The following is a 26396-nucleotide window of genomic DNA, read 5'->3' as shown; positions in this document are numbered from 1 at the left end:
GCCGTGCCGCGGCAGGCCCGGCCGGGTGTGCCGCGGATGGGAGACTGGGGCGGTGACTAGCTCCGCAGGACCGGCCGCAGGCGTACTCGTGCTCGCAGGGACCCCCATCGGTGACGTCGCCGACGCGCCGCCCCGGCTCTCCGCGGAGCTGGCCGGGGCCGACGTGATCGCCGCCGAGGACACCCGGCGGCTGCGCCGGCTCACCCAGTCCCTGGGCGTGACCACCACCGCCCGGGTCGTGTCCTACTTCGAGGGCAACGAGACGGCCCGCACCCCGGAGCTGGTCACGGCGCTGGAGGAGGGCGCCCGGGTGCTGCTCGTCACCGACGCCGGGATGCCCTCGGTCTCCGACCCCGGCTACCGGCTGGTCGCGGCCGCCGTCGAGCGCGACATCCGGGTGACGGCCGTCCCCGGACCGTCCGCCGTGCTGACTGCGCTCGCCCTCAGCGGCCTGCCCGTGGACCGCTTCTGCTTCGAGGGCTTCCCGCCCCGCAAGGCCGGCGAGCGGCGGGCCCGGCTGGGCGAGGCCGCGGGGGAGCGGCGCACCCTGGTGTACTTCGAGGCCCCGCACCGCCTCGCCGACACCCTCGCGGCGATGGCCGAGGCCTTCGGCGCCGGGCGCCGGGCCGCCGTCTGCCGCGAGCTGACCAAGACCTACGAGGAGGTCCGGCGCGGTCCCCTGGAGGAACTGGCGGCCTGGGCCGCCGAGGGGGTGCGCGGGGAGATCACCATCGTCGTCGAGGGCGCCCCGGAGACCGGGCCGCAGGAACTGGACGCCGCCGAGCTGGTGCGCCGGGTCCGGGTCCGTGAGGAGGCGGGGGAGCGGCGCAAGGAGGCGATCGCGGCCGTGGCGACGGAGGCGGGGCTGCCCAAGCGGGAGGTCTTCGACGCCGTGGTGTCCGCGAAGCACGCCGCGAACCAGCCCACAACCGGCTAAACGCGGCGCGGTGCAAAGTCCTATCGTAGGAGAGGGAAAAACCTGGGCCGCCTGCTCGGCCCCGCGTCACATACTCCCCAAAACTGGCTCAAGAAAGGGCACCCCCGCTATCGCCGGCGCCTTCCCGGGCGTTCGCTGATGGAGGGAAGTCCCGCTCCGGACGCCTCGTCCGGAGGGCAACAGGAGCTGCCATGAGCGAGACCATCGGAACCGATGGCACGGTTCGTGAGGCGTACGCCTTCGTCTGCATCAGCTGCGGACGGGGATGGGAGCAGGCGTACGAGATCGAGCACCACGTCGACGCGCAGGGTCACGAGGTCGTCTGGTACATGGCGGACGGCAAGCGGGTCCCGTCCCCGCTGACCCGGCCGACGTGCGTGGAGTGCGAGAGCCACAAGGTCCGCATCATGCGGGCCGGACAGGTCTCCGATGTCGCCGGGTCCTGGTCGGCCACCGCGGCCGCCGGTCCCCTGCCCGCGGCCTCCGACATGCGCCGGGTGCCGGCCGCGCCCGCCGTGGAGGACGCAGAGCGCCGCGCACGGCACTGGTCGCCCCGCAACCTGCTGCACCGCAGGAGGGACGCCCGGTAGCCGCCGCGGCCCCCCGCCTAGGATCTGGGGCATGCCCGAGCAGAACCAGAGCCAGAGCCGGCGCCCGAAGAAGGACGCGTCCGCCGCCCCTCCCCTCCCCGAACCGCTCGCGGTCCCGGTGGCGGACTCGCACACCCACCTCGACATGCAGGAGGGCAGCGTCGAGGAGGCGCTGGCGAAGGCGGCGTCCGTCGGCGTGACGACCGTGGTCCAGGTCGGCTGCGACGTCGACGGCTCCCACTGGGCGGCGCGCACCGCCGGGGCGCACGACCAGGTGTGGGCGGCGGTCGCCCTGCACCCCAACGAGGCCCCCCGGATCGTCCACGGCGATCCGGACGGGTGGTCGCGCCAGGGGGCCCGCGAGGCGGGCGGGCTGCCCGCGCTGGACGCCGCCCTCGCGGAGATCGACGCCCTCGCCGCGCTGCCCCAGGTGCGCGGCGTCGGCGAGACCGGGCTGGACTACTTCCGCACCGGGCCCGACGGCGTCGAGGCCCAGCAGTACTCCTTCCGCCGCCACATCGACATCGCCAAACGGCACGGCAAGGCCCTGGTCATCCACGACCGCGAGGCCCACGCCGACGTGCTGCGCATCCTCGACGAGGAGGGCGCGCCCGGCACCGTCGTCTTCCACTGCTACTCCGGCGACGCGGAGATGGCCAAGCTCTGCGCCGACAAGGGCTACTACATGTCCTTCGCCGGCAACGTCACCTACAAGTCCGCCCAGGACCTGCGCGACGCAGTGGCCGTCGCCCCCGCCGAGCTCCTCCTGGTCGAGACCGACGCGCCCTTCCTCACCCCCGTACCGCACCGCGGCCGCCCCAACGCCCCCTACCTGATCCCGGTCACCGTGCGGGCCATGGCCGCCGCCCGGGGTGCCGCGGAGGACGAGCTCGCCGCGGCCATCGGGGCCAACACGGCCCGTGCCTTCGGCTACTGACGCCGCGTCGCACGGTTCGCGCGGTCGGCGTAACGCCGGATGTCCGATTCCGGACGCCCGGTGGCCGCGCCGGCGGCCGCCGGGGGCGGCGCAGGGCGCGCTGACCACGGTCACGATGGGTGTCGCGGCCCCTTCGTCCGGCGACACGGCGTGACCGTCCGGCTTGGGAGAGTGGCGAATCCTCCGCTATGGTCCCGGTTCGGTCCGATCGGACCGGGCCGGAGGTACGCCGTGAGCAACATGAGCAAGGCGGGCACGACGCAGGCCGGAACACGGTCCTACGCGGACGGCCCCTACCGCAGGACACCGGGCACGGCCCCCGCCGACGAGGACGTCGAGCCGCGTCCCGGACGCGCGGCCGCCCGGCGCAGGCGCGCCGCACGGCGCCCGGACGCGCTGAGCAGGCTGCTGCCCCAGGCCCTGGTCGTCGCCTGCCTGGCGGGCGGCAGCACCGCCTACCTCGCCGGCGGCAAGGCCGTGCAGCTCAGCGTGGACGGCCGGCCGAGCACCCTGCACACCTTCGCCGGGAGCGTGGAGGAACTGCTGCAGCGCCAGGGCATCGAGGTCGGCGACCACGACATCGTGGCCCCCGACCCCGACGCGGAGCTGCAGGACGGCGACACCGTCGCCGTCCGGTACGGCCGCCCGATCGCGCTGACCCTCGACGGCCGGCCCCGCCGGATCTGGACCACGGCCGGCACCGTGGACGGCGCCCTGCGCCAGCTGGGCGTGCGCGCGGACGGCGCGTACCTGTCCGCCTCCCGCGGCGAGGCGATCGGGCGGCACGGGCTGGAGCTGGACGTCCGCACCGAACGCCAGGTGACCTTCCTCGTCGACGGCCACGAACGGCCGGTGCGCACCAACGCCGCCACCGTCGGCGAGGCGCTGCGTGACGCCGGCATCGCCCTGCACGGCCTCGACACCACCTCCGCCGACCCCGACAGCTTCCCGCGCGAGGGCCAGACGATCTCCGTCCGGCGCATCCGGGGCCACGACGAGGTCCACGAGGAGCCGGTGCCCTTCCCCGTCGAGCGGACGCAGGACCCCTCGCTGTTCGAGGGCACCACCGCCGTCGACACCCGGGGCAGGAACGGGCTGCGCCGCGTCACGTACGCGTACCGCACGGTCGACGGGGTCCGGCGCAAGCCGCGGCGCATCGCCGAGGAGGTGCTGCGCGAGCCCGTGCGGCAGGTCGTGCGCGTCGGCACCAAGCCGCTCCCCGACAGCGTCCAGGGCGCCGACCACCTCAACTGGAAGGCCCTCGGCCGGTGCGAGGCGGGCGGCCGCCCGAACGCGGTGGACGCCTCCGGCACCTACGGCGGCCTCTACCAGTTCGACCAGCGCACCTGGCGCAACCTGGGCGGCCACGGCCGCCCCCAGGACGCCTCCGCCAAGGAGCAGACGTACCGTGCCAAGCGCCTGTACATCCAGCGCGGTGCCAGCCCCTGGCCGGTGTGCGGCCGCAAGCTCTACTCCTAGCCCGCCGGAGGTCCCGCCGGGCCCGGATACCCTGGAGCGGTGAGCACCACCGACCACTCCGGTCCCGCCGACGACGCCCTGCTCGGCCCCGCCGACATCCGTGAGCTGGCCGCCGCGCTGGGCGTCCGCCCCACCAAGCAGCGCGGCCAGAACTTCGTCATCGACGCGAACACGGTGCGCCGCATCGTGCGCACCGCGGACGTCCGGCCCGACGACGTGGTCGTCGAGGTCGGCCCGGGGCTCGGCTCGCTCACGCTGGCGCTGCTGGAGGTGGCCGAGCACGTCACCGCCGTGGAGATCGACGACGTGCTGGCCGAGGCCCTCCCCTCGACCGTCGCCGCCCGCCTGCCGGGCCGGGCCGGCCGCTTCGCGCTCGTGCACCGCGACGCGCTGCGCGTCGAGGAGCTGCCCGGTCCGCCGCCCACGGCGCTGGTGGCCAACCTGCCGTACAACGTGGCCGTCCCGGTGCTGCTGCACATGCTCGCGACCTTCCCGAGCATCGAGCGCTCCCTGGTCATGGTGCAGTCCGAGGTCGCCGACCGGCTGGCCGCAGGGCCCGGCTCCAAGGTGTACGGGGTGCCCTCGGTGAAGGCGGCCTGGTACGCCGAGGTGAAGCGGGCCGGGGCCATCGGCCGCAACGTCTTCTGGCCCGCCCCGAACGTGGACTCCGGCCTGGTCTCGCTCGTCCGCCGCAAGGAGCCGCTCGCCACCACCGCGACCCGCGAGCAGGTCTTCGCGGTCGTGGACGCCGCCTTCGCGCAGCGCCGCAAGACGCTGCGGGCCGCGCTGGCCGGCTGGGCGGGCTCGGCCGCCGCCGCCGAGGAGGCGCTGGTGGCCGCGGGGGTGTCGCCGCAGGCGCGCGGGGAGGCACTGACCGTGGAGGAGTTCGCGGCGATCGCCGAGCACGGCGGTGGCGGCCGCTCACTGCGGTAACAGAGGGCACAATGGGGGCGCCGCCGTGCCCCACGCACCGAAGGCCCACGCACCGACGGCCCCGCATCGAGTGCGCCACGCTCACGCTCCGAGGAGAACCGCGCAAGTGACCCGCCGACCCGCGTCCGTGACCGTCCGCGTCCCCGCCAAGGTCAACGTCCAGCTCGCGGTGGGCGGACCGCGCCCCGACGGCTTCCACGACCTGGCCAACGTCTTCCTCGCCGTCGGCCTGTACGACGAGGTCACCGTCACTCCCCTGGCCTCCGGCATGGGCGACCCCACCGCCGAGGAGCTGCGGATCACGGTCGCCGGACCGGACGCCGACCAGGTCCCGGCCGACGCGAGCAACCTCGCCGCCCGCGCCGCGACCGCGCTCGCGGCGCGGCACGGGCTGGAGCCGCACGTCCACATCCACATCGCCAAGGACATCCCCGTCGCGGGCGGCATGGCCGGCGGCAGCGCCGACGCGGCGGGCGCCCTGGTCGCCTGCGACGCACTGTGGGGCACCGGCGCGAGCCGCGAGGAGCTGCTCGCGATCTGCGCCGGACTCGGCAGCGACGTCCCGTTCAGCCTGGTGGGCGGCGCCGCCCTCGGCCGGGGCCGCGGCGAGCTGCTGGAGCCGCTGGAGACCGGCGGCACCTTCCACTGGGTCTTCGCCGTCGCCGACGGCGGCTTGTCCACGCCCGAGGTCTACCGCGAGTGCGACCGGCTGCGCGGCGACGCGGAGGTGCCGGAGCCCCAGGCGTCCCCGGCCCTGCTGGAGGCGCTGCGCACCGGTGACGCCGTGGCCCTCGCCGCCTCCCTGGCGAACGACCTCCAGCCGGCCGCGCTCTCCCTGCGCCCCTCGCTGGCCGCGACCCTCGCCGCGGGCGCCGAGGCCGGCTCCCTGGCCACCCTGGTCTCCGGCTCCGGGCCCACCACCGCCTTCCTCGCCAAGGACGCCGAGTCCGCGCAGGCCGTGGCCGGCGCCCTCGCCGCCTCCGGCACCTGCCGCGCGGTACGGGTCACCACCGGCCCCGTGCAGGGCGCGACCCTGCTCTGAGTACCCGTACTCACCGTCTTCCGGGGCGAGTTGAGTAGGGCGGGCCTGACGGAGCGGCGCCCCGGCGCGGGATCGTGCCGTCATGGGGATGACAGCCGGAGAGATCGCCGCGACCACGCCCGCGGCACGGGACCGTTACGTCGACTTCCTGCGGGTGGCGTCGCTGGCCACGGTCGTGCTGGGGCACTGGCTGATGGCGGCGGTGACCACCGGGGCCGGCGGTGGCGTCGAGGTCGGCAACCTGCTGGCGCTGCGCCCGGCGCTGCAACCGCTGACCTGGGTGCTGCAGGTCATGCCGGTGTTCTTCTTCGTCGGCGGCTTCTCGCACGCGCTCTCCTACCGCTCCGTCGCCCGCTCCGGCGGCGGGTACGCGGCCTTCCTGCGGGCCCGGCTGCGCCGGCTGCTGCGGCCGACGATGCTGTTCGTCGCGGTGTGGGCCGCGGGCGCGCTGCTGCTCCCCGTGCCGGACGTGGCGGCGCGACTGGTGGCGCAGCCGCTGTGGTTCATCGGGATCTACCTCGGCATGGTGGCCTTCACCCCGCCGTTGCTGCGGCTGCACGAGCGGTACGGCTGGGGCGCCTTCGTCGCGCTGTCGGCCGGCGCGGCCGTGGTGGACGTGCTGCGCTTCGCCCTCGACGTGGCCTACGTGCCGTTCCTGAACTTCGCCTTCGTCTGGCTCGCGGTGCACCAGTTGGGCTTCCTGCGGGCGGACGGCAGGCTGCGCCTGCCCGCGGCGGCGGCCGCGTGCGGGCTGGCCGGGGCGGTCGCGCTGGTGGCGCTCGGGCCGTACCCGCTGTCCATGGTGGGCATGCCCGGCGAGCGGATCTCGAACATGGCGCCGCCCACGCTCGCCCTGCTCTGCCACGGCGTGTGGCTGGTCGGCGCGGTCGAACTGCTGCGGCGCCCCGCCGCGCGCCTGCTGGAGCGCCCGCGCGTGTGGCGCGGCGTGGTCACCGCGAACGGCATCGCGATGACGGCCTTCCTCTGGCACCTCACGGCCATGCTCGCCGTGTACGGCGCGCTGACCTCCCTGGGCCGCACACTGCCCGCCCCGGCAACCGCCGCCTGGTGGGCCCAGGTGCCGCTGCGCGTGGCGGCCGCGACCGCCCTCACCGCCGCCCTGGTCGCCGTCTTCCGCCGCGCCGAACGCCCCCCGGCCCCGCGCCCCGCCCGGGCGCCGGGCCCGCTCTCCGGCCCTGGTGCCGCGTTCGGCGTCGCCCTCGCGCTGCTGGGCGTCCTCGGCCTGTCCGCCGTCGGCTTCGGCGGCCTCCTCGACGGCCACTCGGCCACCCTGATCGCCTTCCGCGTCACGGCCCCGGCCGCCGTCCTCATGGCCGTCGCCGGCTGGGCCCTGGTGGAGCGGTCGGGCCGCAGCCGGGGCTGAGGACGACACCTCGGCGTGGCCCGCCGTACCGAGGCCGATACGGTCTGCGTGTGAAGCAGCAGATCCTCGCCGAGATCGACGGCATAGCCTGGGACCGGTTCTTCCACGCCTACCAGGTGGCGACCGACACCCCCGGCCATCTGAAGGCCCTGCTCGGCGACGACGAGAAGGCCGCGTCCACCGCGGCGGACCACCTGTGGTCGGCGATCCTGCACCAGGGCACCGTCTGGCCCGCGACGGCACCTGTGGCGAGGATCGCCGCCCGGATGCTGGCGATCCCCGAGATGCGAGAGGGTGCCCTCACCTTCCTGAAGGATGTGGCGGCCGCCGTCGATCTCGCGGACGCCGTTCCCGAGTTGCGGGCCCGGGCGTATCCCGCCGTCCCGGAGTCGGCATCCGCGATCGACACCTGGCTCGCCCGGTACCTCGCCGAGGACGAGGACGGGCAGGTGGATCTCTGGACGGAGGACGGGGAAACGGGCGACCTCGTGCTCACGCGCGCGGCACTCGACTGTTACGACGCGCTCCCCGACCTCTTCGACCCGGTGGCGGAGTTGCTCGACGACCCCGATGCGGACGTCCGCACCGCGGCATGGGCCGCCGCCGCCCCGCTGCTGCGTCATCCGGCGACGGCTCCCCGGGCCGCCGGCCTGAGGGGGCGCCTGGAAGCCCAGGCCCACGCGACCGGGTCCGTCGAGGCACGCGCCTCGCTGCTCCTGGATCTCGGCGAACTGGGCGGTGAGCCCCGTGCCTGGCTGGCCGACCCCGACCCGGCGGTGCGGACGGCCGCCGCGCTCGCGCCCGCTCTGGCGGACGACCCGCACGCGCTGGACGTACTCGTGGACGCGACCCGCTCCCCGCGGGCATTCGACAGGCTCTCCGCGCTGCCCCGCTTCGGTGGCGAGCCTCCGCGCTGGACCCTGGTCGCCGTGCTCTGCGCCCGGGTCACGGACTTCGCCGCACTGTACGAGAGCGCGGCGGCGGCGGTGCCGCTGGGCTTCCGGCTCGCTCCGTGCCCGGACCTGGGGCCGTATCTGCGGGTCGCCTTCCCCGAAGGCCTGCCCGAGGCGCCGACCGCCCAGCAGAGCGCCTTCGCCCGCGATGTCGCGGCCCGTGACGATCTATGGGACGCGGTCAACGGCAACCGGAAGATCACGTTCGCCCGGCTGGGCCTGCCGGACGACCGTGAGGCCTGGCAGCGACTGGGCGCGCGAGGCACGGTCGGCTGACCGGGAGCGGGGCGGGACCACCCGCACTGGTGTCCGGGGGGCGGTCGCCGTACCCGGGGGGTAGGCGGGCCGCACTACCCTGGGAGGTCGTTCTTTCGTAGTGACAGGAGTCCCATGGCCGTCAACCTGGTCAACGTCGAGTCCGTCAGCAAGGTGTACGGAACACGCACCCTGCTGGACGGGATCTCGCTCGGCGTGTCGGAGGGCGACCGCATCGGCGTCGTCGGCCGCAACGGCGACGGGAAGACGACCCTGATCCGGATGCTGGCGAAGCTGGAAGGCCCGGACACCGGGCGGGTGACGCACACCTCGGACCTGCGGCTGGGCGTGCTGACGCAGCACGACAGCCTGGACCCGCAGGCCACCGTCCGGCACGAGGTGGTCGGCGACCGCGCGGACCACGAGTGGGCGGGCGACGCGAAGATCCGGGACGTGCTCACCGGCCTCTTCGGCGGGCTGGACCTGCCCGGCTTCCCGCAGGGGCTGGACACGGTGATCGGGCCGCTCTCCGGTGGTGAGCGCCGCCGGATCGCGCTGGCGAAGCTGCTGATCGCCGAGCAGGACCTGGTCGTGCTCGACGAGCCCACCAACCACCTCGACGTCGAGGGCATCTCCTGGCTGGCCGGCCATCTGCGGGCACGGCGCTCGGCCCTGGTGTGCGTGACCCACGACCGCTGGTTCCTGGACCAGGTCTGCACCCGCATGTGGGACGTGCAGCGCGGTGACGTCCACGAGTACGAGGGCGGTTACAGCGACTACGTCTTCGCCCGCGCCGAGCGCGAGCGGATCGCCGCGACCGAGGAGGTCAAGCGGCAGAACCTGATGCGCAAGGAGCTGGCCTGGCTGCGCCGCGGCGCCCCCGCCCGCACCAGCAAGCCGCGCTTCCGCATCGAGGCGGCCAACGAGCTGATCGCCGACGTGCCGCCGCCGCGTGACAACGCCGAGCTGATGAAGTTCGCGACGACCCGGCTGGGCAGGACCGTCTTCGACCTGGAGAACGTGACCGTGCAGGCCGGGCCCAAGGTGCTGCTGAAGCACCTGACCTGGCAGCTGGGCCCCGGCGACCGGGTCGGCCTGGTCGGCGTCAACGGCGCGGGCAAGACGTCCCTGCTGCGGGCGCTCGCGGACGCCGCCGTCAGCGAGGGCGAGCAGCAGCCGGTGGCCGGCAAGGTGGTGGTCGGCAAGACCGTACGGCTGGCCTACCTGTCGCAGGAGGTCGCCGAACTCGAGCCGTCGCTGCGGGTGCTGCAGGCGGTGGAGTCGGTGCGCGGCCGCGTCGACCTCGGCAAGGGACGGGAGGTGACGGCGGGTCAGCTCTGCGAGAAGTTCGGGTTCACCAAGGAGAAGCAGTGGACCCCGGTCGGTGACCTGTCCGGTGGCGAGCGGCGCCGGCTGCAGTTGCTGCGGCTGCTGATGGACGAGCCCAACGTGCTCTTCCTCGACGAGCCCACCAACGACCTGGACATCGAGACCCTGACCCAGCTGGAGGACCTGCTCGACGGCTGGCCCGGCTCGATGGTGGTCATCTCCCACGACCGGTACTTCCTGGAGCGCACCACCGACCGCACCTTCGCCCTGCTCGGCGACGCGACGCTGCGCATGCTGCCGCGCGGCATCGACGAGTACCTGGAGCGGCGCCGCGCCGCCGTCGAGGCCGCCACCCCCGCCCCCGCCCCCGCCAAGCCGAAGGGCGGCGGCGACAGCCGCGCGGCCAAGAAGGAACTGCAGCGCATCGAGCGGCAGCTGGACAAGATCGGCGAGCGGGAGTCGAAGCTGCACGCCGCCATCGCCGAGAACGCCACCGACTTCGAGAAGGTGGCCGAACTCGACATGGAGCTGCGGTCGCTGGCCGCCGAGCGCGAGGAACTGGAGATGCGCTGGCTGGAGCTGGCCGACGAGGTGTAGCAGTGCCGTAACGGTCCTTCGGCGCGGGGCGGAACGGTGCGTCACCGGTGGTACAAAGAGGGTCACCGTCCGCCCCCGCACACCTGTGCCCGAAAGGTGCCCGCTGATGTCGCAGCCGCCGCCTCCCCCCGGCAACCAGCCCGGATTCGGGCCGCAGCCGCCTCAGTACGGTTACCCGCCGCAGCAGCCCAACCCCTACGCCCAGCCGCCGACGCACCCCCAGGGGCAGCAGCAGCCGCCCCCGCCCCCGCCCCCGCCGCCGGGCCCGTACGGCCCCAACCCGTACGCCCAGGCGCCGACCCAGCCCCTCCCCGGGTACGGCTACCAGCCGTACCCGCAGTACCCGCAGCCGCCGAAGCGCGGCAACGGCAAGGTGGCCGGGATCGTGGCGGCGGCGATCGCGGCCGTCCTGGTCGTCGGCGCGGGGGTCTTCCTGGCCGCGGGCGGCGGCGAGGACGGGCCCGCGGACACCCCGGCGAAGGGCGGCGGCAGCAGCCGCCCGGCCGGCGACGGCCCGCTGAAGGCCCGCGCGTTGTGGGACAAGAAGGCGGTGCGCCCGCCCAAGTCCGAGATCACCGCCCCGGTCGCGGAAGCCTGGTTCACCGGCAACGCCGTCGTGAAGACGATGCCGGACGCGCTGCGTTCCTTCGACCTCGACAGCGGCAAGGAGAACTGGTCGATACCGCTGGAGGGGGAGTCCTGCCCGGGCCCGGAGTCGGCGGCCGGTGACCGCCTGGTGCTGCAGTACGGCACGGACTGCGACAGCGTGATCGCCGTCGACATCGCCCACGGCAAGAAGCTGTGGGCGAAGAAGCTGCCCGACCCGGACGGCCGGACCTCGCACAGTTACTCGCAGATCGCGCTCACGGGCGACACGGCGGCGGTCTCCTGGATCGGCGGTTCGGTCGCGTACAAGATCAGCACCGGGGCCGTGCTGTGGACGCCCAAGGCCGGTTCGGAGTGCACCGACAAGGGCTACCACGGCGGCACCGCGCTGGTCGCGGTCGTCGAGTGCGGCGGCTTCGGCGGTGACGAGTACGTGCAGGGCCTGGGCGCCGGCGGCGCCAAGAAGTGGTCCTGGCAGGTGCCGAGCGGCAGTGAGGTGTACAGCGTCATCTCCACGGACCCGGTGGTCGTGGGGCTGTCGGCGGGCAGCCTGTCGATGACCGACATCGTGTACCTGGACGGCGGCAAGATGAAGAGCCGCATCTCGCTGGGCGCGGGCGGCGCGGACGCCACGTACCGGATCCACTGCGAGGACAACCGGTGCACCAACGTCGCCGTCGACGGCACGACCATCTACCTGCCCACCAAGACCCATTCGGGCAGCGGCACCTCCTACTCGCAGACGAACGAGATCGCCGCGCTCGACCTCACCACCGGCAAGCCGAAGTGGCTCGCCAAGCCCGACCAGGAGCGCGAGCTCAAGATCGTCGGCGTCAGCGGCGGCAAGGTCGTCGCGTACCAGAAGAACACCTACGACAAGCCGGGCCGCCTGCTGCGGCTCGATCCCGCGACCCGCGGGTTCACCGTCTTCATGGAACTGCCGGAGAGCGGCAAGGACCTGGAGAACGACTTCCTGGACAGCGGTTCGGGCTGGTGGCTGTACCAGGACCACTTCTTCCTGACCTCCGACCACATCTCCGCCTCCGCCAACCTGACGGACCGGTCCATCGCCGCCTTCGGCTGACCGGGCCGCGGGGAGAGCGACGGCGCGCGGGCCCGCAAACAAGCACACCCGGTCGCAAGTCGGCCATGTTTGGAGATAATGCGGATTTAGGGAGGCTTCTGCCGAGTAGGGGGCGCAAAGCGTCGAACAAGCGTGTACCTTCCCGGGCATGGCCCGGGGCCGCCGCGGGGGCACAGGCGGTATGCCGGAGGGGCTTCGCCGCGGCATGTGAAGGGGGACCGGCTTGGACTCGGTGGGCAGGCCCGCACCAGTCCATGGGGGGATGAGGGGGACGCCCATGGGCGTACGGCTCGTCGTCGTCGACGACCATCGTCTGCTGGCCGAGGCGCTCGCCTCGGCGCTGAAGCTGCGCGGGCACCGGGTGCTCGCGGCGGCCGCGCCCGCGTCGGGCGCGGCGGATCTCGTACTGAGCCGGTCGCCCGAGGTGTGTCTGATCGGGACGGCGGCGCCGGCCGAGCCGGGCGCCTTCGACGCGGTCGTGCGCATCAAGCGGGAGCGGCCGGGGGTCGCGGTGCTGGTCCTGGGGCCGGTGCCCAACCCGCGCGGGATAGCCGCCGCGTTCGCAGCCGGCGCCTCCGGCTACGTACGGCACGACGAGCGGATCGAGGGCGTCGAGCGGGCGATGGCCAAGGCGCGTGCCGGCGAGGTGGCCGTTGCGCCCGCGCTGCTGCAGGGCGCGTTCGCCGAGTTGCTCAACCCGGTGGCCGAGCCGGACGACGAGGGCACCAGACTGCTGCAGATGCTCACCCCGCGCGAGGTCGAGGTGCTGCTGCGGGTCGCGGAGGGTGAGGACACCCGGCTGATCGCGGCGGGCATGCGGATCGCGCCGAGCACCGCCCGTACGCACGTCCAGCGGGTGCTGATGAAGCTGGGGGTGGGCTCCCGGCTGGAGGCCGCCGCCCTGGCGGCCCGCACGGGGCTGCTGGACCGGGTCAGTCACCATCTCCCGGGCGGTGCGATCCCGGCTCAGGCGTCTCCTGCGCAGCGGGCGGCGGAGGAGGGGGACTGAGCTTCATCCACAGGAGGAAGAGCAGTCCCAGCACCAGCATGCCGATCCCGGTCCAGAGGTTGATGTTGATGCCCTGGGCCTTGGCGATGTCCGCGTCGGACGCGGTGATCCCGGCGATGGTCACGATCACCCCGTAGACCACGAAGAGGCCGCCGATCACACGGCGCACGTCGAACAGGCGTGCCGCCGAGGCCGACTTCTGCTCCAGGTCCTCGATGCGGTGCTGGAAATCCGGCTCGTTGCCGTACTCGCTCACGACGCGTCACCTCACAGGGAGAAGGGGATGTAGCACAGCACGGCCAGGAGGACGGCGCCCCAGCCGAGCAGTGCGGGCCTGCGGTACCAGGCGTCGTCGCCCTGGGCGGGCGGCTCGGCCATGCCGGGGGAGGTGGTCCCGTAGACGAGTCCGGCCAGTGATTCGACGGGCTTGGGCTTGGTGAACCACGAGACGAGGACCATCACCACACCGCCGACGACGAAGGCGGCGATGGCGGAGACGAAGTTGGCGCCCTGGTCGCTGGGGATCGAGATCAGTCCGCCCTTGTAGAACCCGAAGTAGTTGATCATCGCGGCGACCGTGCCGCTCAGCAGCCCCCAGAAGCCGGCCGCGGCGGTGGAGCGCTTCCAGAACATGCCGAGGATGAAGACGCAGAACAGCGGCACGTTGAAGAACGAGAACAGCGTCTGCAGGTAGTTCATGATGTTGCTGAAGGACGAGGCGATGAAGGCCGTGCCCATGCCGATCAGCACGCCGATCGCGGTCACCACGCGGCCGGTGGTGACGTAGTACAGGTCGGGCCGGTCACGCCGTACGTAGGCACCCCAGATGTCGTACGTGAAGACGGTGTTGAAGGACGAGACGTTGGCCGCCATGCCGGCCATGAAGGCGGCGAGCAGCCCGGTGATCGCGATGCCGAGGACGCCGTTGGGCAGCAGGTCGCGCATGAGCACCGGGATCGCGTCGTTGTACTGGAGCCCGCTGCCGGGCTTGCCGATGCCCGGCTCCATGACGAGCGCGATCAGCCCCGGCAGGACCACGATCAGCGGGATGAAGATCTTGGGGTACGCGGCGATGAGCGGGGTGCGCTGGGCGGCCGAGAGGTTCTTCGCGGACAGGGCGCGCTGCACCTCGGCGAAGTTGGTCGTCCAGTAGCCGAAGCTGAGGACGAAACCGAGGCCCAGCACGATGGTCAGCCAGTTCGCCCCCAGCGGGTTCGGCGAGCCGATGCCCGTGCCGTCCCAGGCGGTGAGGAACGCGGCGCCGTGCGAGTCGGTGAGCGAGTCCGTCAGCCCGGACCAGCCGCCGACCCGCTTCAGGCCGACGACGGTGAGCGGGATCAGCGCCGCGAGGATCACGAAGAACTGCAGCACCTCGTTGTAGATGGCCGAGGACAGGCCGCCGAGGGTGATGTAGAAGAGCACGAAGAAGCCGGAGACGACGATCGCCACCCACTGCGGCCAGCCGATCAGCGCCTCCAGCACGATCGCCATCGCGTAGAGGTTGACGCCCGCGATCAGCAGAGCGGACACCGCGAAGATGATCGAGCTGAGCAGGTGCGAGGCCGGTCCGAAGCGGTGCAGCAGGAACTCCGGCACGGAGCGGACCTTGGAGCCGTAGTAGAACGGCATCATCACCAGGCCGAGGAAGACCATGGCCGGAATGGCGCCGATCCAGTACCAGTGCACCGTGTACGCCCCGTACTGTGCGCCGTTGGCGGCCATCCCCAGGATCTCGGTGGCGCCCAGGTTGGCGGCGATGAACGCCAGACCCGTGACCCAGGCGGGCAGTGACCGGCCGGACAGGAAGAAGTCGAGGCTGGTCCGGACGGCGCGGCGGGCGGCGAAGCCGATGCCGAGGACGACGACGAAGTAGATCGCGAGGATCGAGTAGTCGAGCGCGTTCGTGGGGAGCCGTAGCCCTTCTGCCAGGTTCTGCATGGTGTGATCACTCCCCGCAACGGGGTCTCCGTTGACGTTGCTGTTGCGTTGTGGTTCATTGTGTTTGGTTCTGTTTGTTGGCGTGGTGTGAGGAGCCCGCAGGGTGAAGAAGACATCGACCCGGCTCGCCGACGGGCGCGAGCTGATCTACTACGACCTGCGCGACGACGAGCCCCGCGACGCCGTCGACCGCCGCCCGCTGGACCCGGTGACCAGCGCCTCGGAGATCCGTCAGGACCCGCTGCTCGGTGACTTCGTCGCCATCGCCTCCCACCGTCAGGCCCGCACCTACCACCCGCCCGCGGACGAGTGCCCGCTGTGCCCTTCCCGGGACGGCCGGTTGAGCGAGATCCCGGAAGACCACTACGACGTGGCCGTCTTCGAGAACCGCTTTCCCTCGCTCACCGGAAAACATGGCCGTTGCGAGGTCGTCTGCTTCACCGACCGGCACGACAGGTCCTTCGCCGACCTCACCCCCGAGCAGGCGCGGCTGGTCCTCGACGCCTGGACCGACCGCACGGCCGAACTCTCCCGGCTGCCCGGCGTCGAGCAGGTCTACTGCTTCGAGAACCGCGGTGAGGAGATCGGCGTCACCCTCGGCCACCCGCACGGCCAGATCTACGGCTACCCGCACGCCACCCCGCGCACCGAGCTGATGCTGCGTTCGCTGGAGCGGCACCGCGAGGCCACCGGCGGCCGCAACCTCTTCGACGACCTCGTGGCGCGCGAGCGCGAGGACGGCAGCCGTGTCGTCCTGGAGGGCGAGCACTGGACGGCGTTCGTGCCGTACTCCGCGCACTGGCCGTACGAGGTGCACCTCTACCCCCGCCGCAGGGTGCCGGACCTCACGGCCCTGGACGAGGCGGCCCGCGCCGAGTTCCCCGGGCTCTACCTGGAACTGCTGCGCCGCTTCGACCGGCTGTTCGGCCCTGAGGGGGCACCGCCCACCCCGTACATCTCCGGCTGGCACCAGGCGCCGTTCAGCAGCGCCCAGCGCGAGGAGTTCGCGCTCCACCTGGAGCTGTTCACGATCCGCCGCACCGAGGGGAAGCTCAAGTACCTCGCGGGCTCCGAGTCCGGCATGAGCGTCTTCATCAACGACGTGCCGCCGGAGACCGCCGCGAGCCGCCTGAGGGAGGTCGCCTCCCCGTGAGCGGCGCACCCGTGATCGTCACCCCGCCCCCTACCGGCGAGTGTTCATCCGGCGCCGCTACCGTGGCCCCGAGTCGAACCCGAGAAAGGCTGTGACCCTGTGAGCGACCCGAGCACCAAGAAGGTTCTGGTCACCGGAGGCGCCGGTTACGTCGGCAGCGTCGTGGCGGCCCATCTGCTGGAGGCGGGCCACCGGGTCACCGTCCTGGACGACCTGTCCACCGGCTTCCGGGACGGCGTCCCCGAGGGCGCCGACTTCGTCGAGGGGCGGGTCCAGGACGCGGCGAAGGTGCTCGACGCCACCTACGACGCCGTGCTGCACTTCGCCGCCAGCTCCCAGGTCGGCGAGTCCGTCGTCCACCCCGAGAAGTACTGGCGCAACAACGTCGTGGGCACGCTCGACCTGCTCACGGCGATGCGTGACGCCGGGGTCCGGCGGCTGGTCTTCTCCTCCACCGCCGCCACCTACGGCGAGCCGAAGTCCGTCCCGATCACCGAGGACGACCCGACGCTGCCGACCAGCCCGTACGGCGCGTCCAAGCTCGCCGTCGACCACATGATCACCAGCGAGGCCGTCGCCCACGGCCTGGCGGCGGTCTCCCTGCGCTACTTCAACGTCGCGGGCGCCTACGGGGCGTTCGGCGAGCGCCACGACCCCGAGTCGCACCTCATCCCGCTCGTGCTGCAGGTCGCCCAGGGACGCCGGGAGGCGATCTCGGTCTTCGGCGACGACTACCCCACCCCCGACGGCACCTGCGTCCGCGACTACATCCACGTCGCCGACCTGGCCGAGGCGCATCTGCTCGCCGTCGACGCGCCCGCCTCCGGCGAACACCTGATCTGCAACCTCGGCAACGGCAACGGCTTCTCCGTACGCGAGGTCATCGAGACCGTCCGCCAGGTCACCGGTCACCCCGTCCCCGAGGTCGTCGCCCCGCGCCGCGGCGGCGACCCGGCCGTCCTGGTGGCCTCCGCCGAGCGGGCCAAGGAGCGCCTGGGCTGGCGTCCCTCGCGCACCGACCTCGCCGAGATCGTCCGCGACGCCTGGACCTTCGTGCAGGACCTGCGGGACCGGGAGGGCGCCAAGTGAGCGAGGACGGCTTCCGCGCCACGTACGGCACCGGCCCCGAAGGGGTCTGGGCCGCCCCCGGCCGGGTGAACCTGATCGGCGAGCACACCGACTACAACGACGGCTTCGTGATGCCGTTCGCGCTGCCGCACACCACCGTCGCCGCGGTCGCCCGCCGCGCCGACGGCCGGCTGCGGCTGCACAGCGGCTCGCCGGACGTCCCCGCCGGCGTCGTCGAACTGCACGTCGACGAACTCGCACCCGACGGCGGTGCCGGCTGGGCCGACTACCCCGCGGGCGTCATCTGGGCGCTGCGCGAGGCCGGGCACGAGATCACCGGCGCCGACATCCACTTCGAGAGCACCGTCCCCACCGGCGCCGGCCTGTCCTCCTCGGCGGCCCTCGAGGTCGTCACCGCCGTCGCCCTGAACGACCTCTACGGCCTGGGCCTGGAGCGGTGGCGGATCGCCCGGCTCTGCCAGCGCGCGGAGAACGTCTACGTGGGCGCCCCCACCGGGATCATGGACCAGACCGCCTCGGCGTGCTGCACCGAGGGGCACGCCCTGTGGCTCGACACCCGCGACCTGTCGCAGCGCCAGATCCCCTTCGACCTGGCCTCCCAGGGCCTGCGGCTGCTCGTCGTCGACACCCGGGTCACCCACGCCCACAGCGAGGGCGAGTACGGCAAGCGGCGGGCGGGCTGCGAGGAGGCGGCGGCGCTGCTCGGCGTGGACGCGCTGCGGGACATCCCGTACGAGGGGCTCGACGAGGCCCTCGCCCGCGTCGAGGACCCCGAGCTGCGGCCGCTGGTACGGCACGTGGTCACCGAGGACCGCCGGGTCGAGCGGGTCGTCGAACTGCTGGAGACGGGCGACGCCCGTGCCATCGGGCCGGTGCTGACCGAGGGCCACGCCTCGCTGCGCGACGACTTCAAGGTCTCCTGCCCGGAACTCGACCTGGTGGTGTCGGCCGGTGTGGAGGCGGGTGCCCTCGGCGCGCGCATGACCGGCGGCGGCTTCGGCGGTTCGGCGATCGTGCTGGTGGAGGAGTCCGCCGCGGAGAAGACCGCCGAGGCGATCGCCGGTGCCTTCGCCACGGCAGGCCACCGCGAGCCGCGCATCTTCACCGCGGTGCCGTCCGCGGGGGCCCGCCGGCTGGTCTGACCCGCTGCGGAGACAGGGAGCCGGCCCCGGCACCGGGGCCGGCTCCCTGCCGTGGGACGCCTGCACGGCAGGAAGTCCGTCCCGCCCGGCGGGTGGTCGGACACCGCGGGGACGACGACAGGGAGTCCACGGCCCGCGCCCCGACCGGCGCTGCCGCGGTCCGGCACGCCTTTCTCCGTCCACCGCTGTGGAAAACCGCACCGTGGGCCACAGTCCGGCACGTCCCGGGGGAACTCCGTCCCGCAAGTTTTTCCATTCGGGCGCCTTTGTCTGCTCCTGCCCCTACGCTTTTTGGCAGCGCCGGTGGGGGCCGGCGGCATCAGGGGGCGAGACACAAGGGTTCGGTACCTGGTTGGGGACGGCTGCTAGCCCGGCGGCGTGCGGCGTCCGCTCCAGGTGCCGGGCCTCCGTGCACATCGACCTCGTCCGTGGGGGGAAGTGCCGAATGCCGGGAGTGGGGCCCGTGGGACGAATCCGCGTTCTCGTCGTCGACGACCACCGCATCTTCGCCGAATCGCTCGCGGCCGCCCTCGCGGCCGAGCCCGATGTCGACGTCTCGGCCGCCGGGAGCGGGGCGGCTGCCCAGCGCTGCCTGGAACGCGCGGCCTCCGACGGCCGCCGCTACGACGTGCTCCTGGTCGACGCCGACCTGGGGACGACGTCCGCCGTGGGGGTCCGGGTGATGGGCGCACCCAGGGCCGCCCCGCTCGGCGCGGCCGACGGCGGCGCCCAGGCCGGACTCGACGGCATCGCCCTGGTGGAACGCGTACGGTCCGAACACCCCGCCACCCGGACGGTCGTGCTCGCCGAGCGGGACGATGCGCGCCGCGCCGCCCGGGCCCTGCAGGCCGGCGCCTGCGGCTGGGTCGCCAAGGACTGCTCGCTGTCCCGGCTGCTGGCCGTGATGCGCGGCGTGCTGCGGGACGAGACGCATCTGCCGCCCGCCCTGCTCACCGGCGTCCTGCGGGAGTTGACCGCCGCGCGCCGGCACCGGACGGAGAGCGAGCGGCTGGTGGAGTCGCTCACCCCGCGCGAGCAGGAGGTGCTGCGCTGCATGGTGGCCGGCCTGGGCCGCAAGGCGGTCGCCGAGCGGCTGTACCTGTCGCCGCACACCGTCCGCACCCACATGCAGAACGTGCTGGGCAAGCTGGGCGTGCATTCGACGCTGGCCGCCGTGGCGCTGGCCCGGCGGGCCGGGGTGCCACCGGCCGACGGAGAGGGCGGCCGGGTGGGTTCCGCGGCCCCGGTCCAGCACGTCTGACGGCATGGAGCGCGGCGGATCGCCCTCCCCGTGACCGGGGAGAGCGACCCGCCGGGTCACCGCGGATACCCGCGGTCATTCACCGCCGACGCCGGTGGCCGGCGCCGGGCGGTCACCGCTGACGCCGGTGGTCGGCGCCGAGCGGCTGGTGTCACGGTCGTTGGCACGGTCGCGGTGACCGTTCTCCTGACCGCGGTCATTGAGGCCGTCGAACGGGTCGCGGCCGTTGTTGTCGCCACGGTGGTTGTCACCCGCGTCGTCGAAGGGGTCGCGGTTGTTGTCGCCGCGGTTGTCGCCCCGGCCGTTGCCGCCGCGGCCGTTGTCCCCGCCGTTGCCGCCGCCGTTGCCGCCGCGGCCGTTGTCCCCATGGTTGCCGCCGCGGCCGTTGTCACCGCGGTTGCCGCCCCGGCCGTTGTCGCGGCAGTTGAAGCCACCGTTGAAGCCGGGGACGCCCACGAAGCCGGGACCGGCGATACCGCCGACTCCGCCGACGCCGCCGACGAAGCCCGGACCGCCGACGCCACCAACGCCGCCGACGCCGCCGACGAAGCCCGGACCGCCGACGCCACCAACGCCGCCGACGCCGCCGACGAAGCCCGGACCGCCGACGCCACCAACGCCACCGACACCGCCAACACCGCCGATGCCACCGACGCCACCGGGACCGCCGACGAAGCCGGGACCAGCGATACCGCCGACGCCACCGACACCGCCGACACCGCCGACACCGCCGACACCGCCGACGCCGCCGACACCGCCGACGCCGCCCACAAAGCCGGGGCCACCGCGACCGCCGGGGCCGTCGCTGCGCTTGGCGAGGGCGACGCTGTCCAGGGGTTCCTCGGCGCGGCTGTCCTCGCGGAACGGGTCGTCCACGCCGTTGAAGCGCTCGTCGCCGCGACCGTGCTCGCGGCCGCCGCGCCCGTTGTTGCGGCAGATGCCGACGCCGCCGATGCCACCGACGAAGCCGGGGACGCCGATGCCGCCGACCCCACCGACGCCGCCGACCCCACCGACACCGCCGACACCGCCGACGCCGCCGACGCCGCCGACACCGCCGACGCCGCCGACGCCGCCGACCCCACCGGTGCCGCTGCACCAGCCGGGCACGGGACCGACGTTGGCGACGAAGCGGGCCGAGGACCAGGCCCAGAGGTTGCCGCTGAGCTGGTACCAGCGGGGGTTGCCGCCGATGGGGCTGCCCACGGACTTGCAGACGATGGCCACCAGGGCGTTGAAGGGGATGACGCCGACGCTGCCGAATTGGACGCCCGGTCCGCTGCGGACCCGCAGACCCGTACGGGCGACGACGCGGCCCTGGAACAGGGCTGCGTTGGGGGAGCGTGCGGACTTCACCGCCACTTCACGGGACAGGTCCCGGAGACGCTCCGAGGGGGAAACGAGTTCACTTTGGCCGTCCGGTCCAGGAGCGGCAGGCACCCCGGCGGCAGGCCGGCCGTCGGTGGCGAAGGCGGTGCCCATGGTGCCGATGGCGAGGGTGCCGGCCAAGGCGCCGGTCACCGCGGTTGCGGCTATCTTGCTTGCGCGGGTGTGCAGAGTCATCTGCATCTCCAAGGTGGAGCGGGACCCGGCGGGGTCCAGGGAAATGGAAGCCGGACGCGCCCCGACCGCCTTCCACTTGACGTTGTCGGAATGTGGTGCGCCGGCAGCCGCAAAAGTGGCCATTTGAGCCTTTATGCGGCGTTCACGGTCATCACGCTAAGTGCGCCACTTTGTGTGCGCAACCGGTGGCGGAGCGTGGCCGTTTGTGATCACTCCCTGGCGGTTACGCCGGGTAATCGCCGTCAGCCGGGGACGTTGTCGAAGGGTGCGGTCAACTGTCGGAGCAGGTTCGCGAGTTCCCCCCGCTGGCGGCCGGAGAGCTCGCCGAGGATGGCCCGCTCCTGGGCCAGCAGGCCCGCCAGGGCCTGGTCCGCCCGGTCCCGTCCCTCCGGGGTGAGCCGTACGAGGACGCCGCGCCGGTCCGAGGGGTCGGGTAGCCGCTCCACGAGCCCCTTCTTGGTGAGCCGGTCGATCCGGTTGGTCATCGTCCCCGAGGTGACCAGCGTCTGGGTCAGCAGCTGTCCGGGGGAGAGCTGGTAGGGCGCGCCCGCGCGGCGCAGGGAGGTCAGCACGTCGAACTCCCAGGGCTCCAGACCGTGCTCGGAGAACGCCAGTCGACGGGCCCGGTCCAGATGCCTCGCCAGCCTGCTGACCCGGCTGAGCACCTCGAGCGGTTCGACGTCGAGGTCAGGGCGCTCCCTGCGCCACGCAGCGACCAGCCGATCGACCTCGTCCTCCATGGAGATCAGTGTAAGGGTTGTGTCGACATGAAGTCTCTTGACATCAAGAGATTAGCTCTGGAACCTTGTGGGCAAGGTCGGCGGCAGGAAGAGATCCATCTCTCGCCAGGGAGTTCGAAACATGCCCGCAGCAGCCTGGGATCCCCAGCAGTACCTCCACCACTCCACCCACCGGACCCGCCCCTTCCACGACCTGCTGGCCCGGATACCGGAGCTGCCCGGCGCGAGCCCGCGGATCGCGGACGTCGGCTGCGGTCCCGGCAACGTGACCGCCCTGCTCGCGCAGCGCTGGCCCGATGCCCGGATCACCGGCCTCGACAGCTCCGCCGAGATGCTGGAGGCCGCCCGGGCCTACGAGGGCCCCACCGCAGGGGGCGGCAGCCTCACCTTCCGCCCCGCCGACGCCGGCCACTGGGTCCCCGACGGCACCTACGACCTGATCGTCTCCAACGCCGCCCTCCAGTGGGTCGAGGGCCACGCCGAGCGCTTCCCCCTCTGGGTCGAGCACCTCGCTCCCGGCGGCGTCCTCGCCTTCCAGGTCCCCGGCAACTTCACCTCGCCCAGTCACGCGCTGCTCGGCGACCTCTGCGACTCCCCGGCCTGGCGCGACCGCCTCGGCGAGGGACACGGCCGCCGCTACGTCCACATCCTCCAGCCCCCCGGCTACCTGGAGCGCCTCATCGAGATCCCCGACGTCGAGGTGGACGTCGACGTCTGGGAGACCACGTACGTACAGCTCCTGCAGGGCGAGGACGCGGTGCTCGAATGGACGAAGGGAACGGCGCTGCGCCCGGTGCTGACCGCCCTCGAGGACGACCCGGAGGCCACCGGGGAGTTCCTCGGCCAGTACCGCGACCTGCTGCGCAAGGCCTACCCGGCGGGGCCGCACGGCACCGTCTTCCCCTTCCGGCGGATCTTCGCCGTCGCACGGAAAGCGGGGTGATCCCGATGATCACCGCCCTCGACCACGTCCAGCTCGCCGCCCCGCCCGGCTCCGAGGAGATCCTGCGCGCCTTCTACGCGGGGGTCCTGGGGATGAGCGAGGTCCCCAAGCCGCCGGTGCTCGCCGCCAGGGGCGGCTGCTGGTTCGCCGCGGGCCCGGTCCAGTTGCACATCGGCGTCGAGGAGGACTTCCGCCCCGCCCGGAAGGCCCATCCGGGCTTACGCGTGAGCGGCATCGGGGTCTACGCGGACCGGCTGGAGTCCCGCGGCGCCGCGGTCGTCTGGGACGGTGACCTGCCGGGCCATCGCCGTTTCTACACCGACGACCCGTTCGGCAACCGTCTGGAGTTCCTGGAGCCCGTCGACGCCGTGTGACACCCCGGCGGCGCCGGTCCCCCCGCGGGGCCCGGCGCCGCCGGGCGGCACAGCCGGCACAGCCGTCACAGCGTGAGGAAGGCCGCCCCCAGGAGCGCGGCGCCGGCCAGGGCGGCGGTCCAGGCGGTGCGGGGCCAGCGCAACCCCCCGGCCAGGACCAGGGAGGCCAGGAGCAGGGCGCCGCCCAGCGGGACCCAGGCGTGCAGCACACCGGCGAGCCCGGTGCGCACCACGTCGTCCGTGCCGGGCTTGACCGCGACCGGTATCCGCTCGCCGGTGCGGTGGGTGACCGCCTTGTCGATCGTCACCTTCCCACGGAGGGAGCCGAGACCCTCCGGCACGAAGGGGCCGGTGCAGGTGTCGGCGCCGCAGGTGGAGACCGTCATCGTGCCCTGCTCGCGGCCCTTGGTGAGCATGACGTGCTGGGCGGTCTTCCACGAGGTCCACACCCCGGCCGCCAGCATGACCAGGACCAGCGCGCTCAGCACCACGATGCGGCCGACCAGCAGCAGCCCCCAGGCGCTCTCGGCGGTGCGGCGGGCGAGACTCCGTTTGACCATGCGGGCGATCCTTGGCCATTGCATGGCACTCGGTCAACCTTTCGATGGTCAACCGTTGTAGGTGCCCTGCGCCCTCTCCAGCCCCTCGCAGACGAGCGACTCGACCGCGTCGGCCGCGCGGTCCACGAACCACTCGAGCTCCTTGCGCTCGGTGGAGGAGAAGTCCTTCAGGACGAAGTCCGCGACCTGCATCCGCCCCGGCGGGCGGCCGATGCCGCAGCGGACCCTCAGGTACTCGGGGCCGAGGGACTTGGTGATCGACTTCAGGCCGTTGTGGCCGTTGTCGCCGCCGCCCTTCTTCAGGCGCAGGGTGGCGTAGTCGATGTCCAACTCGTCGTGGACCGCGACGAGGTTGCCGAGCGGCACCTTGTAGAAGTCGCGCAGCGCCGTCACCGGGCCTCCGGAGAGGTTCATGTACGTCATCGGCTTGGCCAGCACGACGCGGCGGCCGCCGATGCGCCCCTCGACGACCTGGGACCGGCTCTTGTGGGTCTTGAAGCGCCCGCCGATCCGGTCGGCGAGCAGGTCGGCGACCATGAAGCCGATGTTGTGCCGGTTGCCGGCGTACTCCGGTCCGGGGTTGCCCAGACCGGCCACCAGCCAGGGCCCCTCGGGGGCGCTTTCCGCTGCGCTCATGCTCATGTCGTCCATTCAACAGGACCGCCGCCCCGCTCCTTGCGGAGCGGGGCGGCGGACGGGGAACTGCGGGTGCTGCCCGTACTTACTCGGCAGCGGCCTCGGCGCCCTCGCCCTCGGCGCCCTCACCCTCGCCCTCGGCGGGAGCCTCGGCCTGGGCGGCGACGACCTGCAGGACGACGGTGTCCTCGTCGACGGCCAGGGTGGTGCCCTTGGGGAGCGGGATGTCCTTGGCGAGGATGGAGGTACCGGCCTCCAGGCCCTCGACGGAGACGGTGACGCCGTCGGGGATGTGGGTCGCCTCGGCCTCGACGGGCAGCGCGTTGAGCACGTGCTCCAGCAGGTTGCCGCCGGGGGCGAGCTCGCCCTCGGTGTTGACCACGATCTCGACGGTGACCTTCTCGCCGCGCTTGACCGCGAGCAGGTCGACGTGCTCCAGGAAGCCCTTCAGCGGGTCGCGCTGCACGGCCTTGGGGATGACCAGCTCGTTGCCGTCACCCTCGATGTCCAGGCTGATCAGGACGTTCGGGGTGCGCAGGGCGAGCAGCAGGTCGTGGCCCGGCAGGGCGACGTGCTTGGGGTCCTGGCCGTGGCCGTAGATGACACCGGGGACCTGGTGCGAGCGGCGGATGCGGCGGGCGGCGCCCTTGCCGAACTCGGTGCGCAGCTGCGCGGAGATCTTCACCTCGGACATGGGGATCACACTCCTCGTGATGACGACGGGACTTCGGTCGGTCGCCCAGCCCACGACGGGCCGTTCCACTTACGAGGAGCGCGTCGATAACGGAGTCCGCCGTCGAAACGGGAACGGCCTCCCTCGCCGAGCAACTCGCAGAGTCTACCCGGCGGGGAGGCCGCCCCGGAAATCGATCAGACGGTGATCAGTGCGCGTCCTCGAAAAGGCTCGTCACGGAGCCGTCCTCGAAGACCTCGCGGACCGCGTTGGCGATCGTCGGTGCGATCGACAGCACCGTGATCTTGTCCAGGTCCAGCTCACCCGGCGTCGGCAGGGTGTCGGTGAAGACGAACTCGCTCACCTTGGAGTTCTTCAGCCGGTCCGCGGCCGGGCCGGACAGGACGCCGTGGGTGGCGGTGACGATGACGTCCTCCGCGCCGTTGGCGAACAGGGCGTCCGCCGCGGCGCAGATGGTGCCGCCGGTGTCGATCATGTCGTCCACCAGGACGCAGATGCGGCCGCGCACGTCACCGACCACCTCGTGCACGGTGACCTGGTTGGCGACGTCCGGGTCACGCCGCTTGTGGACGATGGCCAGCGGCGCGCCCAGGCGGTCGCACCAGCGGTCGGCCACGCGTACCCGGCCGGCGTCGGGGGAGACGACGGTCAGCTTCGAGCGGTCGACCTTGGCGCCCACGTAGTCCGCCAGTATGGGCAGCGCGAACAGGTGGTCGACCGGGCCGTCGAAGAAGCCCTGGATCTGGTCGGTGTGCAGGTCGACCGTGAGGATCCGGTCGGCGCCCGCGGTCTTCATCAGGTCGGCCACCAGGCGGGCCGAGATCGGCTCGCGGCCGCGGTGCTTCTTGTCCTGGCGGGCGTAACCGTAGAACGGGACGACCACGGTGATGCGCTTGGCGGAGGCCCGCTTCAGCGCGTCGATCATGATCAGTTGCTCCATGATCCACTTGTTGATGGGAGCGGTGTGGCTCTGGATGACGAAAGCGTCCGAGCCGCGGGCCGACTCCTCGAAGCGGACGTAGATCTCACCGTTCGCGAAGTCGAAGGCCTTCGTCGGCACAAGGTTGACGCCCAGCTCACGTGCCACCTCCTCCGCGAGCTCGGGGTGTGCGCGGCCGGAGAAGAGCATCAGCTTCTTCTCACCGGTCGTCTTGATCCCGGTCACTGC

25 protein-coding genes are annotated in these 26396 nt (G+C 72.8%); 17 read left to right on the top strand and 8 right to left on the bottom strand.

The window, feature by feature from the left end:
• Positions 1-52 precede the first annotated feature (52 nt).
• The 11 genes from rsmI (at position 53) to AC1VWI_RS19400 (ending at position 13135) form a co-directional block, all read left to right on the top strand.
• On the top strand, positions 53-937 hold the full coding sequence (gene rsmI / locus AC1VWI_RS19450) for a 16S rRNA (cytidine(1402)-2'-O)-methyltransferase (protein ID WP_499512282.1): 885 nt from the start codon (positions 53-55) through the stop codon (positions 935-937).
• Positions 938-1128: 191 nt separating this feature from the next.
• Complete coding sequence (locus AC1VWI_RS19445; protein WP_499512281.1) at positions 1129-1527, top strand: hypothetical protein; 399 nt, start codon at positions 1129-1131, stop codon at positions 1525-1527.
• 31 nt (positions 1528-1558) lie between these two features.
• Positions 1559-2464: a TatD family hydrolase gene (locus AC1VWI_RS19440; RefSeq protein ID WP_499512280.1), complete on the top strand. Its 906-nt coding sequence runs from the start codon at positions 1559-1561 to the stop codon at positions 2462-2464.
• 231 nt (positions 2465-2695) lie between these two features.
• The gene (locus AC1VWI_RS19435) at positions 2696-3943 is read left to right on the top strand and encodes a resuscitation-promoting factor (protein WP_499512279.1); all 1248 of its coding nucleotides are present in this window, start codon (positions 2696-2698) and stop codon (positions 3941-3943) included.
• Between the two features lie 39 nt (positions 3944-3982).
• Positions 3983-4876: a 16S rRNA (adenine(1518)-N(6)/adenine(1519)-N(6))-dimethyltransferase RsmA gene (gene rsmA, locus AC1VWI_RS19430; RefSeq protein ID WP_499512278.1), complete on the top strand. Its 894-nt coding sequence runs from the start codon at positions 3983-3985 to the stop codon at positions 4874-4876.
• A gap of 106 nt (positions 4877-4982) precedes the next feature.
• The gene (locus AC1VWI_RS19425; RefSeq protein WP_499512277.1) at positions 4983-5918 is read left to right on the top strand and encodes a 4-(cytidine 5'-diphospho)-2-C-methyl-D-erythritol kinase; all 936 of its coding nucleotides are present in this window, start codon (positions 4983-4985) and stop codon (positions 5916-5918) included.
• Positions 5919-6000: 82 nt separating this feature from the next.
• Positions 6001-7302, top strand: coding sequence for an acyltransferase family protein (locus AC1VWI_RS19420; protein WP_499512276.1), 1302 nt, complete (start codon positions 6001-6003; stop codon positions 7300-7302).
• 50 nt (positions 7303-7352) lie between these two features.
• Entirely contained in the window at positions 7353-8531 is a 1179-nt protein-coding gene (locus tag AC1VWI_RS19415; protein WP_499512275.1) for a hypothetical protein, read from the top strand.
• A gap of 114 nt (positions 8532-8645) precedes the next feature.
• Positions 8646-10436 (top strand): ABC-F family ATP-binding cassette domain-containing protein, encoded by a 1791-nt coding sequence (locus tag AC1VWI_RS19410; RefSeq protein ID WP_499512274.1) that lies wholly within the window; start codon positions 8646-8648, stop codon positions 10434-10436.
• Between the two features lie 106 nt (positions 10437-10542).
• The gene (locus AC1VWI_RS19405; RefSeq protein ID WP_499512273.1) at positions 10543-12126 is read left to right on the top strand and encodes an outer membrane protein assembly factor BamB family protein; all 1584 of its coding nucleotides are present in this window, start codon (positions 10543-10545) and stop codon (positions 12124-12126) included.
• A gap of 277 nt (positions 12127-12403) precedes the next feature.
• Positions 12404-13135: a response regulator transcription factor gene (locus tag AC1VWI_RS19400; RefSeq protein ID WP_499512272.1), complete on the top strand. Its 732-nt coding sequence runs from the start codon at positions 12404-12406 to the stop codon at positions 13133-13135.
• On the opposite strand, the gene AC1VWI_RS19395 is transcribed toward AC1VWI_RS19400, so the two are convergent.
• On the bottom strand, positions 13059-13391 hold the full coding sequence (locus tag AC1VWI_RS19395; protein ID WP_499512271.1) for a hypothetical protein: 333 nt from the start codon (positions 13389-13391) through the stop codon (positions 13059-13061). The genes AC1VWI_RS19400 and AC1VWI_RS19395 overlap by 77 nt on opposite strands.
• An 11-nt stretch (positions 13392-13402) precedes the next feature.
• The gene (locus AC1VWI_RS19390) at positions 13403-15073 is read right to left on the bottom strand and encodes a sodium:solute symporter family protein (protein ID WP_499512270.1); all 1671 of its coding nucleotides are present in this window, start codon (positions 15071-15073) and stop codon (positions 13403-13405) included.
• A 103-nt stretch (positions 15074-15176) separates the two neighbouring features.
• Between AC1VWI_RS19390 and galT the strand changes: the two genes are divergently transcribed.
• From galT to AC1VWI_RS19370, 4 genes are all read left to right on the top strand, one after another.
• Positions 15177-16226 (top strand): galactose-1-phosphate uridylyltransferase, encoded by a 1050-nt coding sequence (galT, locus tag AC1VWI_RS19385; RefSeq protein WP_499512269.1) that lies wholly within the window; start codon positions 15177-15179, stop codon positions 16224-16226.
• A gap of 99 nt (positions 16227-16325) precedes the next feature.
• Positions 16326-17315, top strand: coding sequence for a UDP-glucose 4-epimerase GalE (gene galE / locus AC1VWI_RS19380; RefSeq protein WP_499512268.1), 990 nt, complete (start codon positions 16326-16328; stop codon positions 17313-17315).
• On the top strand, positions 17312-18457 hold the full coding sequence (gene galK / locus AC1VWI_RS19375) for a galactokinase (RefSeq protein WP_499512267.1): 1146 nt from the start codon (positions 17312-17314) through the stop codon (positions 18455-18457). Before galE ends, galK begins: the two co-directional genes overlap by 4 nt.
• Positions 18458-18902: 445 nt before the next feature.
• Positions 18903-19718: a LuxR C-terminal-related transcriptional regulator gene (locus tag AC1VWI_RS19370; protein ID WP_499512266.1), complete on the top strand. Its 816-nt coding sequence runs from the start codon at positions 18903-18905 to the stop codon at positions 19716-19718.
• Between the two features lie 75 nt (positions 19719-19793).
• Here AC1VWI_RS19370 and AC1VWI_RS19365 read toward each other — a convergent pair whose 3' ends face one another.
• A complete protein-coding gene (locus AC1VWI_RS19365; RefSeq protein ID WP_499512265.1) occupies positions 19794-21281 on the bottom strand; it encodes an SH3 domain-containing protein in 1488 nt (495 codons plus the stop codon).
• Between the two features lie 242 nt (positions 21282-21523).
• Positions 21524-22021, bottom strand: coding sequence for a MarR family winged helix-turn-helix transcriptional regulator (locus AC1VWI_RS19360; protein ID WP_326575414.1), 498 nt, complete (start codon positions 22019-22021; stop codon positions 21524-21526).
• Between the two features lie 121 nt (positions 22022-22142).
• Here AC1VWI_RS19360 and AC1VWI_RS19355 point away from each other — a divergent pair, with 121 nt between their 5' ends.
• Both AC1VWI_RS19355 and AC1VWI_RS19350 read left to right on the top strand, forming a co-directional pair.
• On the top strand, positions 22143-22964 hold the full coding sequence (locus AC1VWI_RS19355) for a trans-aconitate 2-methyltransferase (protein ID WP_499512264.1): 822 nt from the start codon (positions 22143-22145) through the stop codon (positions 22962-22964).
• A 5-nt stretch (positions 22965-22969) separates the two neighbouring features.
• Positions 22970-23338 (top strand): VOC family protein, encoded by a 369-nt coding sequence (locus AC1VWI_RS19350; protein ID WP_499512263.1) that lies wholly within the window; start codon positions 22970-22972, stop codon positions 23336-23338.
• Between the two features lie 65 nt (positions 23339-23403).
• Here AC1VWI_RS19350 and AC1VWI_RS19345 read toward each other — a convergent pair whose 3' ends face one another.
• The 4 genes from AC1VWI_RS19345 to AC1VWI_RS19330 form a co-directional block, all read right to left on the bottom strand.
• Positions 23404-23898 (bottom strand): hypothetical protein, encoded by a 495-nt coding sequence (locus tag AC1VWI_RS19345; protein ID WP_499512262.1) that lies wholly within the window; start codon positions 23896-23898, stop codon positions 23404-23406.
• 48 nt (positions 23899-23946) lie between these two features.
• Positions 23947-24534 carry an aminoacyl-tRNA hydrolase gene (pth, locus tag AC1VWI_RS19340; RefSeq protein ID WP_499512261.1) on the bottom strand — a complete coding sequence of 196 codons (588 nt, stop codon included), beginning with the start codon at positions 24532-24534 and terminating at the stop codon, positions 23947-23949.
• 85 nt (positions 24535-24619) lie between these two features.
• A complete protein-coding gene (locus AC1VWI_RS19335) occupies positions 24620-25228 on the bottom strand; it encodes a 50S ribosomal protein L25/general stress protein Ctc (protein ID WP_499512260.1) in 609 nt (202 codons plus the stop codon).
• A 187-nt stretch (positions 25229-25415) separates the two neighbouring features.
• Positions 25416-26393: a ribose-phosphate diphosphokinase gene (locus AC1VWI_RS19330; RefSeq protein WP_329187428.1), complete on the bottom strand. Its 978-nt coding sequence runs from the start codon at positions 26391-26393 to the stop codon at positions 25416-25418.
• Between the last annotated feature and the right edge of the window lie 3 nt (positions 26394-26396).

The organism is Streptomyces sp. TOM-9 (genome assembly GCF_056858595.1).
This window is presented reverse-complemented; position numbering and strand designations above follow the sequence as displayed.